Origin of the sequence: Phocaeicola coprocola DSM 17136, from assembly GCF_000154845.1 — a bacterium.
In the GTDB taxonomy this organism is placed as follows: domain Bacteria; phylum Bacteroidota; class Bacteroidia; order Bacteroidales; family Bacteroidaceae; genus Phocaeicola; species Phocaeicola coprocola.
Map to the genome: position 1 here is coordinate 79,492 of NZ_DS981450.1, position 20,152 is coordinate 99,643.

The following is a 20,152-nucleotide window of genomic DNA, read 5'->3' on the forward strand; positions in this document are numbered from 1 at the left end:
AACGGCCATCGTGTTTGATTTGAATTCCATTTCTCGTTGAGAAGGTGAAGGGCAAACCGTTATCGCTTGTAATCCAGAGACAGAGACGCATGGGCAGTGGACCGGACCTTTGGAGGGGGAATATACATACCGCTGCATCCTGACCAACGATTACGAATCATCCATGAGGGACATCGTGGAGTTCTATAACATGCGCGGTGGCAAGGAACGCGTCTTTGATGACATGAACAATGGGTTTGGATGGGACAGACTGCCTAAATCCTTCATGGCGGAAAATACCGTGTTCCTGCTCCTGACGGCACTGATACGCAATTTCTACAAGGCCATCATGCAAAGGATTGAAGTGAAGAAGTTCGGGCTCAAGGAAACCAGCCGTATCAAGACGTTTGTCTTCAAATTCATTTCAGTACCTGCCAAGTGGATTAAGACCGCAAGGCAATGTGTGCTGAATATCTACACCGACAACCATGCATATGCAGAAGCCTTCAAAACTTCTTCCGGATGATTTACATCACTTGATGGCCACTGATTGCGTATTGCCTCAAGTCGCTTTATGGGGTAAGGGGATGGTATGCGCATTGAAACGGACGCGAGGACTTAATGGTTATCTTACGAATCAAAAGTCCATTTCTCTTTATGTAGGTAGCACTTCGGGAATGGAGTTGCGGATTTAAGGCAATACATAATTTCCGTCGAAGTCAGTAATTGTACCGTTGGTCGTACCTTTTTCAAGCACACTTACACCGATTAAAGGTTCTTTGCTCTTTGCATCCAGAACCTGACCTTTTACGGTAATACTTTGCGCCAATGCAGATGATAGTCCCATCCACATAACCAGAACAATAAAGGCAATCGCTCTGGTCCATTGTTTGTCATTTGTCTTTTCCATATAGTTAAGAATTAGGGTTAGTAATTAGAATCCTCTCATTGGAAACTTTGAAATGAACTGCATCAGTTCTTTGTCTTGGTTGTATTTGATCTCGCTTTGGTTGTTGAAAATCATTGTTGCACCTTTCTCTACTGTATACGGTTTCCATGTTGGAAGACCTTCTACATTAGGATTTCCTGTACGTGCAAACTGTATCCATGCACTGCTCATTTTGTCTGCCAGTGCTTGTGCATCTTTACCTCCACCTGTCATTGAGGCGCATCGAGCGATGTTGTCGAAAACAAAAGCTATTTCCATGCAATGAGTAGAACGGAGAATTCCATCCATTACGGGTGATTCCCATGCAAACTGATACATGTAAACAGGGGCGGCGTGCTGGGCAGCTTTCCAGTTTCCTTGTTCGATTGCTGCTGGACGGAATGTTACGTCAAAATCGATCATATCTTGAGGAGTTGCAGCCGGATATACTTTTTTGAATATTTCGATATAGTTATCGGTCTTCTCTCCATATTTAGCTTTCAGCATTTCTTTTGCCTGATCGAGAGTTGCATTTCTCAGTTCGGGAACATATGTACTGATACAGAACTCATGTAAGGTTGTACCGATCATCATTGGAATATCTTTTGATAATTCGGCTTGCTTTTCGGGCTGTTGGGGGAGGATGTTTCCGTCAACGGTAGGTCCCCATCCGAATATAAAAGAATGGATGCCTTCTTTTTCGGCTTCTTTGCGGACATTGGCTATTGCTTTTTCGCCTGCAGCCAGTAATGTTTTATAAGGTATGGTCTGAAGTTTATCAATCTCTTCAGCTTTGATACCCAGTTCTTCTAATGTAGCCGCAGCTATCCTTTGGGAGTATTTGCTTTCCATTGTCCGCTGCATGGAACCACTTTGTACGATGGCTTTTTGGAAAAGACCTTTTGCAGAGGGAGTAGCGAGTAGTGTAGATACTTTTCCTCCGCCACCTGACTGTCCGAATATGGTGACATTTGATGGGTCACCTCCAAAGTTTTCAATATTTTCGTTTACCCAGCGAAGTGCAGCTACCAGATCCAGCAAACCTACGTTTACACTTTGGGCATACTTACCTCCGTAAGCTGATAAATCGAGAAAACCAAGTACGTTTAATCTGTGGTTTAAGGTTACTACTACCACATCTCCTTTTCTTGACAGAGCAGCACCGTCATATGAAGGTAGTTCCTGACCTGAACCGGCAGCGTAGCCTCCGCCGTGCAGCCATACCATTACAGGGCGCTTTTTCCCGTCTTTTAATCCTTGAGTCCAAATGTTTACACGCAGACAATCTTCACCTGGAAAACCGTCATCCCAGTTGAATGCGAAAGCTTGTTCGTCTGATTGCCATCCCATACGTTCTGCTTGTGGACAAGTAGGTCCGTATGCCCGTGAACTACGGATGCCTTTCCATTGGTCTGGTGCTGTAGGAGGCATAAATCTTTCAGCTTTGGCGTAAGGAATACCTTTAAAGGTAAATACATTATTTTCAAGATAACCACCCACTTTACCATATTGGGTTTGTGTGACGGCAATATTCGATGATGCGGAAATTTCATCGCATGGCTCATTGTACTTGCCGGCAGCACTTGCATTTCCTGTATATAATGCAAGCAGTGAAATGAAGATTAAGGTAGAGAATTTGTGTTTTATCATAAATTTATTGTTTTAGGTTTTCCGATTGCAATATTACGATGTTCCTTTCTCTACAGTTATTTTATTTATTTTTAATGTTTGTTGCAGCGTTCAATCCTCCCGTCTTATTTGTTTAAATGTTTGTTCATTTGTTCAAAATGTGCTTTTGGGGTACTTTATGCCTTGTTTTTTGCTTATATTTGTGTCTGTAATTTTGTTAACTAGCGATACTTAAAATGAAAACATTAAGTCTTTTGTTTTTTATTTTTTTATTGTTCTCATGCACTCGCAGTGGGAAAGATTTGGCTTCAGAAGTAGAAAGACAAAGTCCTCTTGTCACCAATGGTATATCCAATCAACAGATTACGGCATTCGGTGAAGACGGGAAGGGACATATATGGATAGGTACTTTCCGTGGGTTGAATAAATTCAGCGTAAATGAATATCATCAGTATTTTTGTACGGATGACTCTCTTGATATTCCCGACAATCATATTCAGGATATTTTTCTTGATTCAAAAAAGCGCTTGTGGATATCGACAGTAAACGGTGTGTGCCAGTATACCGATAAGGATAATTTTAAGAATATCCGCTTGAGTGGAAATAACAGAAACGGATTGCGTTTGTCTGAATCTTCCAAAGGTGATATTTTGCTTACTACACTGACAGGTATTTGTCTGTATAATTCATCGGAAGAGTGTTTTGAACCGGCTATTTATGATTTTGATACATCATCTATGTTTATTATCAACAGCTTTGTCGATGCACAAGATAATTGCTGGGTAATAACTTCCAAGGATATGCGGTGCTATTCTTTGTCCAATTATAAAAGAACATTCTCGATGAAACGAGAAGAGTATTGTCGTGCTTCTTATTTACTGAAAAATGGAGAACTCTGGATGGCAGGCAATCAGTCGGTATCTATATTCGATGTAAGGCAGCGCAAGTATTTGTCATTGCCCGAGGCGATAGCTTCTCATCCGGTCTTGTCACATGTTCCTGTTGAGTATATTTATCCTTATGAAAACGGTGTCTTGCTGTGTACGCAGGGAAGGGGAGTGTTTTATTACGACAAAACATCGAAGACACTCATTCATCAGGGTGAGAATGGTTTTCCTTTTGAAGTCCCGAATTTTAAGATTAGCCGTATGTTTAATGATTCACAAGGCAATTTATGGATTGGTTCAGTAGATCAGGGGTATGCAGTACATTATCGTTATAAGAAACTGTTTAACAATAATAACTACTTGAGTTCTTATTTTAAGGATAAGTCTGTTATTTCTTTGTCGGCAGATAAACATCAGAACTTATGGATTGCAACACTGATGGATGGGGTATTTGTCTATCGGTTTGGCAATCAGCAGTTGGAAAAGATAGACCGTAATGAGCTCTTTGGCAGAGGTGAAGGGAATACTGCTTATGTCAATCAGTTGTATGTCAGCGATATAGATGGAACTGTCTGGATGACAGCTACATCCAATGAAGTATTGAAATGTAAGTATGAAGAAGGACGTTTTCGGGTAGAGCAGCGATATATGGTGAATGTTCCCATGTCTATAGTGGAAGATGATAAACAGAATCTGTGGATTGGCACAGCGAGTAGTTTCCTATATGTATTGCGTAAAGGAGATAAAGCGTTTTCTCGTTTCCCGGTTTTCAGCGGCTATACATTTATTCCAGGGCTTTTACCTATAGGTAATGGAACTATTCTTGCTTCAGCATTTTACCAGCCTTTAAAACTGGTATCTGCAGATGGAACAATATCTGAGCCTAAAGTAAATATACAAGACTTTGAACGTTGTATCCAGCGTTCTGTTTTTATTCCGACCGATTTGTATAAAGACAGTTCTGGTAATATATGGATAGGAACCGTAAGTAACGGACTGATGTGTTATTCGCCTGAATCAGGAAAAGTTACTCCGTTCCCGGGGACAACTTGTACAGATATATCCAGTATCGAGGAAGATAGACAAGGAAATTTATGGATAAGTACATTGTACGGCTTAAGCAAATATATTCCTCAAACTGATAAATGGATAAATTATTATGAAGCCGACGGGTTAGGTGGCAATCAGTTTTATGACAGAGCTTCATGCTGTCTGGATGATGGTACACTTGTTTTTGGCGGTACACATGGGGTGACAATATTCCAGCCAACTAACATGCAGGTCAGACATGATATACCTCTGCTGTTTGAAGATATTAAAATACATAATACGTTGGTCCGTCCGGGAAAAGGAGCCTGTATAGATCGTCATTTATCTTATAATCCGGATATTAATTTGAAGTACGATCAAAATGGTTTCAGTATCTCTTTTGCCGCACTCGACTATAGTGAAAGTGAACGTCTGCACCATTATTATAAATTGGATGGATTCGACCAATATTGGATTAACGCTCATAACAATAAAGAAGCCTATTATGCAAATCTTCCTGCTGGAACTTATACTTTTAGGGTTCGGATTACTCAAAATGATCAGAGTACTATCGTAGGAGAAAATGCTATTCGGGTTATTGTACATCCTGCTCCGTGGGCTACATGGTGGGCATATACTTTTTATCTGATAGCGGGGATTACTATCTTGGCCTTCTTTATAAGAGCCATGTGGCGTATACGCGCGGAGAAGCAGGCTGTGCTTCGTGCAGAACAGGCAAAGGCGCAAGAGCAGTTTATCAATAAGATGAATATGAGTTTCTTTGCCAATATTTCTCATGAATTCCGTACACCTCTGACAATGATCTCCGGTCCGATTTCTTTATTGTATAGCAGTTCGGATATAACCGGTGAGAATAAAAATCTGCTTCGTATCGTACAGCGTAGTGTAAACCGTATGCTGAGGCTGGTAAACCAAATGCTTGATTTTAATAAACTGGAAAATGATACGTTGAAACTCAAGGTACGTCCTACTGAGATTGTTGTGTTTCTGAAAGAGTTGACAGATATATTCCGTGTTAATGCTGAAAGTAAGTCGATTACAATGATAACCAACGGCTTGGAAGGAAGTTTCATTGCCTGGATAGATGAAGATAAAATAGATAAGATATTTACTAACCTGATGTCGAATGCCTTGAAATATACTCCCGCTGGTGGACGTATCAATGTGAATTTTGATATTGTATCGGGGGAGGATGCTGTACAAGCTGTAAAGATAGAAGTTATTAATACCGGACAGATACCGGATGATAAACTGGAAAAGATCTTCGAACGTTATTATCAGATTTCGGATGAGCATGGAGGAATATATAACTGGGGAACGGGTATTGGACTTTATTATGCCCGCAGTCTTGCCCGACTTCATCATGGGAGCTTGACTGCCTCTAATCTGAAAGACGACAATAAAGTAATGTTTACACTTATTGTACCTGTTGGTCAGTCGGCTTATTCGGAAGCAGAGCGGTCGCATGAACAAGTCAATCAGCTGGAAGCTTTCCCGCTTGAGGAAAATCCGCTTCCTGTAAAACCTGATCCGGATCTTGACAAGGAGAAAAAAACAATCATGGTTGTTGATGATGATTCTGAAGTTGCTTATTATCTGGAGCTGCTGCTTGGCTCCGATTATCAGGTCGTTTGCCGTTTTAATGCAGAGAGTGCACTCGAAGCTATTACAGAGAGTGTTCCCGATCTGATTCTGAGTGATGTGGTCATGCCGGGAAAGGATGGTTATTGGCTTTGCCGCGAGATAAAGGAGAGTTTACAGCTTTGTCATATTCCGGTCATTCTGGTTACGGCAAAGACAACCATAGAAAATCAGGTGGAAGGGTTGAATGTAGGAGTTGATGCTTATGTGACAAAACCTTTTGAACCGCATTATCTGATGGCTCTTATCAAGTCATTGCTCAATAACCGGGAAAAGACACGTAGTTTGCTTAGCCGTTCTACCCAGACAGACAAGATGGACGAGAATGTGCTTTCACCGCAGGATAATATGTTTATGACGGAATTATATCATCTGATGGAGAGTGAACTTTCTAATCCTGAGCTGGATGTAACAAGAATGACTCAGCTTCTGAAAATATCACGAACTAAATTTTATTATAAGGTAAAAGGACTGACAGGAGAGAATCCGAGTGTCTTTTTCAAAACGTATAAATTAAATCGTGCGGTAGAACTTTTGAAGGAGGGTAAATATACAATCTCTGAAATAGCTGATATGACAGGTTTCAATACATTGTCTCATTTCTCGAAGAGCTTTAAACAGCAGTTCGGAATACCTCCTAGTGAGTATCTTAAATAGTTGGTTAATAGGAGTTTAAAAACATCAGCATGTTTCCTGTATTTTTTGTACGAATTTTAAAAAAATATCTCGATGAATTTGTGAAAAGATGCTGATATTTTTGGAAAAGGAATGTGTTGTTTTTTTGCCTTTCACGGCTTTCACCGGTTCTTGATGCCAGTAACCCGGTGGAAGCCGTGAAGGGTAAAAAGAAACTTTTATTGATAAATACAATATTTTCAGGCTGTTAAAGGCCGGATCCTATCTTTTTGTTTTGGCAATCATAAAGGTTATGGCTGCTATGGAAAGTAAAATTCCGACAATGATATTGGTTGTGAGAGCTTCTCCAAAGACAACAGTTCCAATGAGAATAGCAGTAACGGGTTCGAATACCCCAAGGACGGATGCTTTGGTGGCTCCGATGTTTCGTGTCGCAATAGCCAATGTAGCGGTTGATACGACAGTCGGAAGAATCGCAAGACCGACAAGGTTCAACCAGACCATGTTTCCTGTAAGTCCGGTTGTTATATGAATGTCGGATAATGTAATTTTCCCTAAGAAGATAATTGCACCTACTGTCAGTGCATAGAATGTAAGCAGGCTGTTTGATATATTGCTGATAATTTTGCTTCGGTTGATGATGACTATAAATAGTGCATAGACTAAAGCCGAACCTAACGAAAGGATGACTCCTATCGGATTGATGGTCTGTGTAGAATCGCTCTGTGTCATGATCACTACCCCTACAAAGGTGAGAATGATGGAAAGCCAGACCGGCCAGGAGGGAACAACCCGCAAAAAGACCATGATGATAGCTACAAGAACCGGATAGAGAAATATAATAGTTGTTGCAAGTCCTGAGGCTATATAGCTGTATGCCTCGAACAAGAATACACTACTTGATGTGTAAAGTAGTCCGAGTATAAGCAACACGCCGGCTTGTTTCCATGAAATCTTGAAACTTTGTCTGCTCAATAAGAGAAATCCACCTAAGAATAATACGGCAATGGCATAACGGAAGAAAAGAATAGATTCGATGGCTGCACCTTCTTTCATTAAAGGAACTCCGAACAACGGATTTAATCCATAGGTTATACCGGTGATAATTCCGGCGGGATACCCGATAATTGCATTTTTACTGATATTTTTCATATTGGCTGAATAGATACGTAAAATTTTATATATGTTTTTTGATTGTTGATGACTGAATAAAATTCTTGTTCCTGAACTGTCATGTCTCAGAACCTTTAGCCGTTTTTGTATCCTGATAGGGGGCTTTCTATTCATGAAGATACTTATGTATCAGGAGAAGGCCGGTTGTAACCGAGAAACTATCCTGCCCAATTCTCGCGGTCAAGGTTACGGTAACTGATGGCTTCTGCCAAATGATGAGGCTGTATGTGTTCGGCATTTTCCAGGTCGGCGATAGTTCTCGAGACTTTCAGAATACGGTCGTAGGCACGTGCTGAAAGATGAAAACGCTCCATGGCATTGCGAAGTAATGAGAGCCCTTTTTCGTCTGGAAGTGCATATTGGTGTAACAGACGTGATGACATTTGTGCGTTGCAGTGGACTCCTGCGTCATGAGCAAATCGGCTGGCTTGTATCTGTCTTGCCCGGATAACTCGTTCGCGTATAGCTGCACTCGACTCACCTTTAGTCTGTTCAGACAGTTTTTCGAAAGGGACAGGGACTATTTCTATTTGTATGTCGATACGGTCGAGTAGCGGACCGGATATTTTGTTCAGATAACGTTGAACTTGTCCGGGGCTGCATACGCAGTGACGCGTTGGGTGATTATAATAGCCGCATGGACACGGGTTCATGGAGGCTATGAGCGTAAAGCTGGCAGGATATTCTAATGTATATTTAGAACGTGAAATAGTTATCCGACGGTCCTCAAGTGGCTGACGAAGGACTTCGAGTACGCTCCGGTTGAATTCAGGCAGCTCGTCAAGAAAGAGTACACCGTTGTGGGCAAGGCTGATTTCTCCAGGCTGGGGACTGCTCCCGCCACCTACCATGGCAACTTGTGAGATTGTGTGATGAGGGCTGCGGAAAGGGCGTACAGCTATCAATGAAGAATCTTTACCAAGCTTTCCGGCAACTGAGTGTATCTTAGTTGTTTCCAGGCTTTCTGCCAGTGTCAGAGGGGGAAGAATACTTGGAAGGCATTTCGCCATCATTGATTTTCCACTACCCGGTGCGCCTATCATAATGAGGTTGTGTCCGCCTGCTGCTGCAACTTCAAGTGCGCGCTTTACATTTTCTTGTCCTTTTACGTCGGCAAAATCGAAAGGGAAGTTATCCTGGCTTCGATAAAACTCTTCTCGGGTATTGACTATTGTTGGTTCTAAGGTACGAATCCCGTTGAAGAATTCAATTACCTCAGTAATGTTTTCTACTCCAAATACTTTCAGGTTGTTGACAACAGCAGCTTCTCGGGCATTCTGCTTGGGAAGAATTAATCCTTCCAGTCCTTGTTCACGGGCGCATATAGCAATAGGAAGTGCTCCTTTGATAGGCTGCAAATTACCGTCTAATCCTAGCTCTCCGATAATTAGGTAACGGTTCAGTTTGTCGGATGACACAGTTCCTGTAGCAGCAAGTATACCGATAGCCAGGGGAAGATCGTATGATGATCCTTCCTTTCGGATATCAGCAGGTGCCATGTTTACAACAATCTGGCAGGTGGGAAATTTATAACCGTTGACTTGCAGTGCAGACATGATGCGTTCATGACTCTCTTTTACGGCAGAATCGGGTAAACCGACTAGAAAAAATTTAATACCGCGTGAACTGTTGACTTCAATGGTCACAATTGTTGCGTCGATACCTTGTACCGCCGCTCCGAATAATTTGGTTAACATGAAGAGATTATTTTATTTCTTTTCCTCTTTTTTGATAAGCTGCTCTACTGTCGTATACAGATCTTTTTCCGTTAAGTCTTTACCAAGGACTTTTCGGTTGCGGTCTATTAAAATATTTGCAGGCAGTTTATGTATGTTATTCTGTTTGACAACCTGATTGCTCCAGCCTTTGTAGTCGCAGACTTCAATCCATTGTTTGCTGTCTTCTTTACAAGCTTCAAGCCATTTCTTTTTTTCGTAGTCGAGTGAGATGTTGAGCACTCTGAATTTCTTTTCCGGAAATTCCTTTGCCATTTTGGCTAGTGAATCACGTACGGATACACTTGCTTTATCCCAACTGGCCCAAAAGTTCAAAAGTGTGTAATTATTCTCTGAACTACTCCATGTCACATATTTGCCACTACGGTTTTTGCATGAAAAATATGTGAGGTATTTTTCATTTCTCTCTGTTTTGTCTTTAGGAGGTATTGACTTTAAAGCCATACTTAATATGCGGCTGTCTTTTATGTTTCCTCCAAGTGGCTCTATCAGACTTCTGGTCTTTTCAATGTCAGGCTGAGGTACTTGTACGAAATAATCGTTGATGAGATAGGCTGATACAAATGAGTGCGGATGTTGTACAATAAACTCTTCTGCTTTTTGAGTGATAGCCGCACTGTCTTTTAGGTTTTGCAAACTTTCCAGAAATTTTCCATATACCCCATTCTCTCCGTCACCGCTGATAACCGGATTTTCAAAACTTCCCTTAAGAGTCATATGCAGTGTCTTATCTGCAAATACAGGTATCGTTTTTAACATATCGGGCGAAACTAGCTGGAATAATGTTAATGTATCGGGTGAAAAAGTATATGTAAACTTTCCGTCCTTGAGAATAATAGTATCAAGCTTGGAAACAGGATCGTCATAAACAACCAGAATTTCGTCGGAACTACAATTTTGCAGTTCGCCTTGTAAAACAAACTCTGGTTTCTTTTTACATGAAGCCAAGCAGATTGCAATCGTCAGGAAGAATACTATTTTTCTCATGTTTCCATATTTATTTTCTGCGAAAGTACTAAATTATTTGTAATAAAAAAACCGGAATACAAGGGAATGTATTCCGGTTTTCCAAAAGATATGATAAAATCAATTACTTGATTTCGTTAGCATATTTAGCAAATTCGCGGTCGATCTGAGCTTTTGCAGCCAGAGTTGCATCTTTCTGAGCAACTTTAGCCATGCTAGTCTTAACCAAATCAGCGTTGTTTGTTCTTGCACCTACGATAGCCATCAAGTAGTCAGTGTAAGCATCAGGATTCTTAACTGCATTCAAAGTATTTTTAGCTTTGTTGTAGTCTTTAGCCAGAATCTGAGCCAAAGCAGCTGAGTTAGTCTTAGTATCACCGAATGCCTGTACAGCGCGATCGTACTGACCTTGTTTGATATACAAGTTACCCAGAGCTTCATTAGCTGTGTTAGCACCAGTTGATTTGCTTAAGTAAGTTTCAGCGTTAGCTACATTACCCTTAACCAATTCGATGTAACCAAGGTTAGTGTTAACTTCAGGAGCGTTAGCGTCTTTGCTAGCAGCTTGTTTGAAGTAGTTTTCAGCTGTAGTGAAGTCACCGTTAGCATAAGCCATCATACCCAAGTTGTTGTATGCACGGAAATCGTTAGGATACAATTCTGTAGTTTTCTTGTAGATAGCTTCCTGACGAGCTTTGTCGTTTGTCAGAGTAGCAGCGTACAGCAATTCGTTTGCGCTTAATACCTTAGCATCAGTATCGAATGCTTCGTTGATTTCTTCATCGCTACGACCGATAACGTCATAGTTTGCAGTCAAGCGAGCACGACGCAACTGAGGAAGGATTTCGTCAGCCAAAGTTTTGTAAACTGAAGAAATGTTCTTGATTTCAGTTTCACGCTGTTCTGGATCGTTATACATAGAAAGAACACGCAAGATCAGGTCTTTATCCTGGATGTTTGATTTAGAAACCAATTCCTGGAAACCATCCCAGTCCTGAGCAGTATACTTAGTGTCTACTGTAGTTTCGATCTTACCTTTCTTCAATTCTTTGTTCAAATACTTTTCAGTGTTGTTCTGACGATTTTCAGCCAAAGTAGTATTCAATTTAACACCACCATCAGGAGAAGCATAAGCAGAAACTTCGATGTTGTTCAACTTATAGTTCTTAGTATCGCCTGCAACTGTTACAACCTGCTTGTTGAAGTCTTTCAAACCTTCAGACTTCAATTCGTTTGCGCGAAGGTTAGCCTGCTGGATCAAGAACATGATCTGTGCTTCTTTAGCTTGTTTGATGATACGCTGGAATGCGTCTGGAGCCAAAGCTGCGTTAGCAGAGTTTACAGTAGGAAGTTCTGAAGTAGCGATAACACCATCAGCAATCTTTACAGAAGGAATAGTGTATTCTTTTTTACCTTTTTTGATCTTGAAATCAAGATACAATTCAGATTTAGCCATTTCAGGAACATAGTCGAAAGAGGCTTTCATTGTATAAGTACCACCAGTCTTGTAAGAGATTGTCTGGTCGTTACCTTGTACTTTTTCACCCTGGAATGTAGCTGGCTGGCCTTTAGCTTCACCGCCATCCCATCTCAATACTGGAGTTACTTCAACGATAGCGTTCTTTTTGAAGTACTTTTCGGGGAACTTACCTGTGATAGTAACAGGAACTTTACCTCCGACAGCTTCTAACACTTCTGGATTTGTTGTGAAGTAGTCAGCGGATAATTCGCCCATCTTGCTACATGAAGAGAAAGCAAGGACTAACAATGCCACTAAAGGCAAATACAACTTCTTAATCATGATTTTTTAAATATTAGGTTTGTTATAAAAATATAATCTAGCTGTTTTTTTATTCTTTTGGGGGCAAAGATAAGAAAAACTCTATTAGGTGTGGATGTTTTAACCTCCTTTTTTTTAAAGAGATATTAAAAAAAGATTAAATTAAGTCATTTTCTCTTTCTCTGCACCTTGATGCTTAATGTTTCTAGGATGATGCCCGATGATTTCTTGTCGTAATCTGTTCTTGTCTATGTGTGTATAAATTTCAGTTGTTCCGATGCTCTCATGTCCTAACATGCATTGTATTGCACGTAAGTTCGCTCCACCTTCTAATAAATGAGTAGCAAAGGAATGTCGGAATGTATGTGGGCTTATTTTCTTTTTTAATCCGATCAGGCTGGCTAATTCCTTTATAATATGGAATACCATAATACGGGAAATGTTTTTTCCGAAACGGCTGATAAATACAAAGTCTTCATATTCCGGTTTGATGAGTCCCTGGTTCCGTTCGATAAAATAGTTCCGGATTTCATTGATGGCACGAGGAGATATAGGTACAAGGCGTTGTTTGCTCCCTTTCCCTTCGACTTTTATAAAGCCTTCGTCAAAATACAGATCGGATATTTTCAGGTTGCATAACTCAGAAACTCGGAGCCCGCAGCTGTATAAGGTTTCTAGAATCGCACAATTTCGCTGTCCTTCACGGGTACTTCGGTCTATACTTCCGATGAGGGCATCGATCTCTTCTACGCTTAGGACATCGGGAAGATGTTTTCCGATTTGAGGAGATTCCAGTAGTTCTGTAGGATCTTGCTGGATATAGTCATCCAGTACCAGAAAATGGTAAAAAGAACGTATGCCGGAAAGTATGCGCGCCTGTGACCGCGGGTGAATTCCGATATCATGAAGTCCGGCGGAAAATGTTTCCAGGTCTTGTAGGGTAACTTGGGTATAATCGATATTCTCTAATGTCAGGTATGCGAATAATTTATCCAAATCTGTGAGGTAAGCCTGTACTGTATTTTCAGAGAGAGATTTTTCTAATTTCAGATATTGCTTATACTTTATTATTATCTTCTCTCTTTTCACATAAGTTTTCATTTCTTTTTCGTATCTTTGTGCCAAATTTCTCAACAAAGGTATTAAAAAGTTTTAGTTTGAATAGGTATGAGAATACAAATAATCAATGGTCCCAATATCAATTTATTGGGGAAACGGGAACCTTCAATTTACGGTGCTGTTTCTTTTGAAGATTATTTGGTGACGCTGAAAGCACAGTATCCCGATGTACAGATAGAATACTATCAGTCGAATATAGAGGGGGAATTGATTAATAAAATCCATGAAATAGGGTTTTCTTATGATGGAATTGTGCTGAATGCAGGAGCTTATACGCACACTTCTATAGCTTTGCAAGATGCTATCCGTGCTGTAACAACTCCTGTCATTGAAGTACATATCTCGAATGTGCATACCCGGGAAGAGTTCCGGCATAAATCTATGATCTCTTGTGCTTGTAAAGGAGTGATATGTGGCTTCGGACTTGATTCGTACAGACTTGCTTTGGAAGCACTTTTATATACAAAGAAATAATACATTTAGAATAAGAACAAAATATGATGCTCAAACAAACAAAAATCGTTGCGTCCATTTCGGACTTACGTTGTGAAGTAGATTTTATCAGAGACCTTTTTAATGCCGGTATGAATGTTGTTCGTATGAATACAGCTCATGCCAGTCGTGAAGGATTCGAAAAATTAATCAGTAACGTGCGTGCGGTATCAAACCGTATCGCTATCCTGATGGATACAAAAGGTCCGGAAGTACGTACTACTGCAAGCGCAGAAGGTCCTATTGATTTTAAAACAGGAGATAAAGTACGTATTGTTGGCAATCCTGCACAGGAAACTACTCGTGAATGCATTGCTGTGACCTATCCGGGCTTTGTACACGATTTGTCGGTTGGTGCCGATGTATTGATTGATGACGGTGAACTGGAACTGAAGGTTGTAGAAAAGAGTGAAGATACTTTGTTTTGCGAGGTTTGTAACGACGCTACACTGGGAAGCCGTAAGAGCGTGAATGTTCCGGGTGTACGTATAAACCTTCCTTCACTGACTGAAAAAGACAGAAACAATATTCTTTATGCAATCGAAAAGGATATTGATTTCATCGCACATTCATTTGTACGCAATAAGCAAGATGTACTTGACATTCGTGAAATATTGGATGCACACAAGAGCGACATTAAGATTATTGCAAAGATTGAAAATCAGGAAGGTGTAGATAATATTGATGAAATACTTGAGGTAGCTGACGGAGTTATGGTTGCTCGTGGTGACTTAGGTATTGAAGTCCCTCAGGAACGTATTCCGGGTATTCAGCGTCAGCTTATCAAGAAATGTATTCTGGCAAAGAAACCGGTTATCGTAGCAACTCAGATGCTGCATACCATGATTAACAACCCACGTCCTACTCGTGCAGAGGTTACAGATATTGCAAATGCAATCTATTATCGTACAGACGCGCTGATGTTGAGTGGTGAAACTGCATATGGAAAATATCCGGTAGAAGCTGTTAAGACAATGGCCAAGATTGCTGCACAGGCTGAAAAGGATAAAATGGAAGAAAATGATATCCAGATTCCTTTGACTCCGGAAAATACAGATGTTACTGCATTCCTTGCTAAACAGGCTGTACGTTCTGCTACATTGATGCCGATTCGTGCTATCATTACTGACTGTTTCAGTGGTTTGACTGCTCGTAACCTGGCAGCTTTCCGTGGAAAATATCCTGTGTTGGCTGTATGTTATAAGGAAAAGACTATGCGTCATCTGGCATTATCTTATGGAGTGGAAGCTATCTATATGCCAGAAAAAGCCAGTGGTCAGGAATATTATTTCACAGCATTGCGTAAATTGATTGCTGATGGAGTTCTTTCAGATAAAGACATGGTGGCTTATTTGAGCGGAGGAAAGAAAGGTACTCATACTTCATTCCTTGAAATCAATCAGGTAGGCGATGTGTTGGACAGTGAAGATGAATATGTTTTACCCAACCGTAACCGTTACTTATAATATATATGAAAGAAACGGACGCTCTGGACGACTATATACTTCAGCATATAGATGAAGAAGGAGAATACTTGAAGGCTTTATACCGGGCGACGCATGTTAAACTTTTGCGTCCCCGTATGGCTTCAGGGCATCTGCAAGGACGTATGCTGAAAATGTTTGTACAGATGATACGTCCGAAACAAGTGCTTGAGATAGGTACTTACAGCGGATATTCCGCTCTCTGTCTGGCAGAAGGACTGGAAGAAGGGGCTATGCTCCATACTTTCGAGATAAATGATGAGCAAGAGGATTTTACACGTCCGTGGCTGGAAAATTCATTGTATGCCGATAAAATAAAGTTCTATATAGGTGATGCCTTGAAGATTGTGCCTGATATGGACGTAACATTTGATCTTGCTTTTGTTGACGGTAATAAGCGTTTTTATGTAGAGTATTATGAGATGATTCTGAAAAAGATGAATTCAGGAGGCTATATTATAGCCGATAATACTTTGTGGGACGGACATGTACTTGAACCCGAACCTCATCATACAGATACGCAAACTATCGGTATTAAGAAGTTTAATGATTTGGTGGCGGCCGATACACGTGTAGAAAAAGTTATATTGCCTTTGCGTGACGGCTTAACCATCATACGTAAAAAGTAATTATTTATATGGAAACAACCAGACAAAATAAAATCGCTCGGCTCATTCAGAAAGAGCTGAGTGATATTTTCTTGCTGCAAACAAAGGCGATGCACGGTGTATTGGTTTCAGTCAGTGTTGTGCGTATTAGCCCGGATATGAGTTACGCTCGTGTATATCTTAGCGTGTTCCCGTCGGAACGTAGTGAGGAAATCGTAAAAAATATCAATGACAATATGAAGTCGATTCGTTTTGAATTGGGAAATCGGGTACGTCATCAGTTGCGTATTATTCCGGAACTTAAATTCTTTGTCGACGATTCGCTGGATTATGCTGCTCATATCGATGAGCTGCTTAAGAAATAAACTCTCTTGTTCACCACAGGCTGCATCATTCTATTTCTTTTTGTTATAGAAGTGCGGTCTGTGGTGAAAAATTAATACACCATGAATTTCCCCTTTTACATAGCTCGAAGATATTTGTTTTCCAAGAAATCGCACAATGCTATCAATGTGATTTCAGCTATTTCCGTATGTGGAGTGGCACTTGCTACGCTGGCACTGGTATGTACGTTGTCTGTATTCAATGGGTTTCAAGATTTGGTAACTACATTTTTTACAGCCTTCGATTCGCAATTGAAGATTACTGCTGTTCGTGGAAAGGTATTTGACGGGCAAGATAAGCGAGTGCTTCAGCTCAAAAAAATGCCAGACGTAGAAGTTTATTCCGAGTCTTTGGAAGACAATGTAATGGTGCAATATCAAGGCAGACAGGCTATGGCGGTGGTGAAAGGAGTTGAAGATAACTTTGATCAGCTGACTCCCATAGACAGTATTCTTTTTGGAAGAGGTGATTTACTGCTTCATGATGAGGTTGTTGATTATGCTATTCCCGGTATTCAATTGCTTTCTACATTAGGCTCAGGTATCCGTTTTCTGGATCCGTTGGAAATATACGCTCCCCGTCGTGGTGCAAAGGTGAATATGGCAAATCCTTCTACAGCTTTTGTTACCGGTAATTTATTTTCATCGGGACTGGTTTTTGCTGTAAACCAGGAAAAATATGATGCTTCTTACATACTGACATCAATAGATTTTGCCCGACGTTTATTTCAATATACTACAGAGGTCAGTGCAATAAATCTGAAACTGAAAGCTGGAGCAGATACGGATGCAGTAAAAAAACATATACAAGATTTGTTAGGTGATGATTTCCTGGTACAAGACCGTTACGAGCAGCAGGCAGATACCTATCGTATAATGGAGATAGAAAAGCTTATTTCTTACCTGTTTCTTACCTTCATCCTGATGATTGCATGTTTCAATGTGATAGGCTCTCTCTCGATGCTCATTATTGATAAGCGCGATGATGTTGTGACCTTGCGCAATTTGGGTGCGAGCGATCGGCAGATAGTGCGTATCTTTTTGTTCGAAGGACGTATGATATCGTTTTTCGGAGCGTTTGCAGGAGTTGTATTAGGTTTGCTGCTTTGTTGGTTGCAGCAAGAATATGGCTTGATAGCTTTGGGAAGCTCTGGAAGCTTTGTAGTTGATGCTTATCCGGTAAGTGTACATGCATCAGATGTACTTCTTATTTTTATCACCGTATTATTGATTGGTTTTCTGTCGGTATGGTATCCTGTACGTTTTCTTAGTAAACGGTTGCTGAATAAGTAGGAATTGATTTATATCTGCAATAGAAAGTTAATAAAGACATTATAAAAAAACGGACCTGTAGAGCTTTCTGCACAGGTCCGTTTTTGTATATTACACTGTTTCTTTATTCATCAGCAAGGATGAAATCAAGCTGCTTCTTTTCCAGGTTAGCACGGGCTACCTTAATTTTTACCGGGTCGCCAAGACTGAATTTGCGATGATGACGCCGTCCGATAAGACAGTAGTTCTTCTCGTCGAACTCATAGTAGTCGTTACCCAGATCACGCATAGAAACCATACCTTCACATTTATTCTCGTTGACTTCTACATAAAGTCCCCATTCAGTGACTCCTGATATAACTCCATCATAAACGTTTCCGATACGCTCACTCATAAATTCTACTTGTTTGTATTTGATGGATGCACGTTCGGCACTGGCAGCAGTCTGCTCCATAGCAGAGCTATGTTCGCATAATTCTTCATACTTATCAGCTTGTGCAGTTCTTCCTCCTGCAAGGTAGCGGGTAAGTAACCGGTGAACCATCAAGTCTGGATAACGGCGAATTGGAGAAGTGAAATGTGTATAGAAATCAAATGCCAGTCCATAGTGCCCGATATTATAAATAGAATATCTTGCTTTCTGCATGGCACGTAATGAAACGGTTTCTATCAGATTCTGTTCTTTTTTACCTTCAATGTCGCTCAGCAGTCGGTTGATTGACTTAGATACATCTGTTTTACTTCCTCCTGTACGTATCTTGTAGCCAAAACGTGCTATAAACTGACTCAGGTTATCCAGTTTGTCCGGATCAGGCAGGTCGTGGATACGGTAAGGAAATACCTTCGGCTTTTTGTTCTTAGGAACTTTTCCGATATGTTCGGCTACCGTACGATTTGCCAGCAACATGAATTCCTCTATCAGCTTGTTTGCCTCTTTGGAAACCTTGAAGTATACACTCAAAGGCTTTCCTTTTTCATCTATTTCAAATTTTACTTCACAACGGTCGAAGTTAATGGCACCGGCAGCCATTCGCTTTTCACGGAGAATTTGTGCAAGCTTATTCAGTTGAAGTATTTCTTCCTTATAATCTCCTTCTCCTGTCTCGATGATGTTTTGTGCTTCTTCATAAGTGAAACGGCGATTCGATTTGATGACTGTATGACGAATACGGTAATCTTTTATTTCTGCCTTTTCGTTCATATTGAAAATAACAGAATAAGCCAGCTTCTCTTCGTCTGGACGCAGTGAACAGATAAAATTGCAAAGACGTTCGGGTAGCATCGGAATAGTACGGTCTACCAGATACACGGAAGTAGCTCGTTTTACAGCTTCTTTATCGATGATGCTACCTTCTTTTACATAATGTGAAACATCAGCAATGTGTACACCTACTTCCCATAATCCCGGTTTCAACTGACGGATAGAAAGTGCGTCGTCGAAGTCTTTGGCATCTTTGGGGTCGATGGTAAAAGTTACGATATCGCGGAAGTCTTCACGTTCTGCATAGTCTTCAGGAGTTATTTCTGCCGATATCTTTTCGGCAGCAGCCTCTACAGCTTGCGGATAGACATAAGGCAATCCGTATTCAGCAAGAATGGCATGCATTTCTGTTGTGTTCTCACCTGCTTTCCCTAAAATATCTATAACTTCTCCAAACGGATTTTTTGCTTCTTCGGGCCATTCGGTTATCTTGACCACAGCTTTATCTCCGTTTTTCCCTCCCTTCAACTTTTCTTTAGGAATGAAGATGTCATTGGCAAGTGTATTGCTTTCTGTAAGAAGGAATGCATAGTTTTTGCTGACTTTCAGAGTTCCTACGAAATTGGTATTGGCATGCTCGAGAATTTCAATAACTTGTCCTTCTATTTCATGACGACGGCGTTTGGCACAAAGGATAATCTTAACTTTGTCATTATTCATGGCATGCGCAGAATTGCGTTCTGCTACAAAGACGGGCTCTCCACCATCTTCCGGAATAAAAAGATTTTTTCCGTTGCTTTTACGCTGGAATGTTCCGGTCATAATCTGACCTTTATCATTCAGTTTATAATGTCCTTTTTCTGTTTCTATCAGAAAATTATCTTCTGCCATTTCCTGAACGATATCGGCACAAAGCATTTTCAATGGATGAGTAGTTAGTTTCAGTCCGGTGAACAACTGTTTCATACCGAAACTTTCCATTGGCTTCATACGGAAATAATTGACCAGCATCTCTGCCAGTTCTTTTTTCTTCATATATTTTCCGCCTTTTTTTTCTTTCTTTTTCTTTGCCATAATCGTAATGTTTTAATTTGCTGCTATAACCTTTGGAATAACCAGCCTGATACAACAACTGTTTCTTTCACAAAGTAAACAAAATAAATGGAATAAAGGAGCAATAACTCGCTA

13 protein-coding genes and 2 pseudogenes are annotated in these 20,152 nt (G+C 40.5%); 7 read left to right on the forward strand and 8 right to left on the reverse strand.

Translation table 11 applies throughout. The features are described 5' to 3' along the window. Positions 1 to 505 (forward strand): annotated as a pseudogene (locus tag BACCOP_RS03070) (transposase); the annotation flags it as partial. 171 nt (positions 506 to 676) lie between these two features. On the opposite strand, the pseudogene BACCOP_RS03075 reads toward BACCOP_RS03070, so the two are convergent. Next, positions 677 to 889, reverse strand: a pseudogene (locus BACCOP_RS03075) (carboxypeptidase-like regulatory domain-containing protein); the annotation flags it as partial. A 24-nt stretch (positions 890 to 913) separates the two neighbouring features. Next, positions 914 to 2,557, reverse strand: coding sequence for a carboxylesterase/lipase family protein (locus BACCOP_RS03080; protein ID WP_007566033.1), 1,644 nt, complete (start codon positions 2,555 to 2,557; stop codon positions 914 to 916). Positions 2,558 to 2,772: 215 nt separating this feature from the next. Between BACCOP_RS03080 and BACCOP_RS03085 the strand changes: the two genes are divergently transcribed. Next, on the forward strand, positions 2,773 to 6,771 hold the full coding sequence (locus tag BACCOP_RS03085) for a hybrid sensor histidine kinase/response regulator transcription factor (protein WP_007566035.1): 3,999 nt from the start codon (positions 2,773 to 2,775) through the stop codon (positions 6,769 to 6,771). A gap of 240 nt (positions 6,772 to 7,011) precedes the next feature. On the opposite strand, the gene BACCOP_RS03090 is transcribed toward BACCOP_RS03085, so the two are convergent. The 5 genes from BACCOP_RS03090 to xerD form a co-directional block, all read right to left on the reverse strand. Then, on the reverse strand, positions 7,012 to 7,902 hold the full coding sequence (locus tag BACCOP_RS03090; protein WP_040311754.1) for an EamA family transporter: 891 nt from the start codon (positions 7,900 to 7,902) through the stop codon (positions 7,012 to 7,014). Between the two features lie 179 nt (positions 7,903 to 8,081). Then, positions 8,082 to 9,620: a YifB family Mg chelatase-like AAA ATPase gene (locus BACCOP_RS03095; protein ID WP_007566039.1), complete on the reverse strand. Its 1,539-nt coding sequence runs from the start codon at positions 9,618 to 9,620 to the stop codon at positions 8,082 to 8,084. A 12-nt stretch (positions 9,621 to 9,632) separates the two neighbouring features. Further along, a complete protein-coding gene (locus BACCOP_RS03100) occupies positions 9,633 to 10,646 on the reverse strand; it encodes a thioredoxin-like domain-containing protein (protein ID WP_007566041.1) in 1,014 nt (337 codons plus the stop codon). Positions 10,647 to 10,749: 103 nt separating this feature from the next. After that, entirely contained in the window at positions 10,750 to 12,426 is a 1,677-nt protein-coding gene (locus tag BACCOP_RS03105; protein ID WP_007566043.1) for a tetratricopeptide repeat protein, read from the reverse strand. Positions 12,427 to 12,567: 141 nt separating this feature from the next. Then, on the reverse strand, positions 12,568 to 13,506 hold the full coding sequence (gene xerD / locus BACCOP_RS03110; protein WP_007566045.1) for a site-specific tyrosine recombinase XerD: 939 nt from the start codon (positions 13,504 to 13,506) through the stop codon (positions 12,568 to 12,570). A 66-nt stretch (positions 13,507 to 13,572) separates the two neighbouring features. On the opposite strand from xerD, the gene aroQ reads away from it, so the two are divergent. From aroQ to BACCOP_RS03135, 5 genes are all read left to right on the forward strand, one after another. After that, entirely contained in the window at positions 13,573 to 13,998 is a 426-nt protein-coding gene (gene aroQ, locus BACCOP_RS03115; protein ID WP_007566047.1) for a type II 3-dehydroquinate dehydratase, read from the forward strand. A 23-nt stretch (positions 13,999 to 14,021) separates the two neighbouring features. Further along, positions 14,022 to 15,482 (forward strand): pyruvate kinase, encoded by a 1,461-nt coding sequence (gene pyk, locus BACCOP_RS03120; RefSeq protein WP_007566049.1) that lies wholly within the window; start codon positions 14,022 to 14,024, stop codon positions 15,480 to 15,482. A 5-nt stretch (positions 15,483 to 15,487) separates the two neighbouring features. Further along, positions 15,488 to 16,129: an O-methyltransferase gene (locus tag BACCOP_RS03125; RefSeq protein ID WP_007566050.1), complete on the forward strand. Its 642-nt coding sequence runs from the start codon at positions 15,488 to 15,490 to the stop codon at positions 16,127 to 16,129. A gap of 8 nt (positions 16,130 to 16,137) precedes the next feature. Further along, positions 16,138 to 16,473 carry a 30S ribosome-binding factor RbfA gene (rbfA, locus tag BACCOP_RS03130; protein WP_007566053.1) on the forward strand — a complete coding sequence of 112 codons (336 nt, stop codon included), beginning with the start codon at positions 16,138 to 16,140 and terminating at the stop codon, positions 16,471 to 16,473. Between the two features lie 81 nt (positions 16,474 to 16,554). Then, entirely contained in the window at positions 16,555 to 17,784 is a 1,230-nt protein-coding gene (locus BACCOP_RS03135; protein WP_007566055.1) for an FtsX-like permease family protein, read from the forward strand. Positions 17,785 to 17,887: 103 nt separating this feature from the next. Here the strand turns inward: BACCOP_RS03135 and rnr are convergent, their stop codons facing one another. Further along, positions 17,888 to 20,038 carry a ribonuclease R gene (gene rnr / locus BACCOP_RS03140; protein WP_007566057.1) on the reverse strand — a complete coding sequence of 717 codons (2,151 nt, stop codon included), beginning with the start codon at positions 20,036 to 20,038 and terminating at the stop codon, positions 17,888 to 17,890. Positions 20,039 to 20,152: the final 114 nt, after the last annotated feature.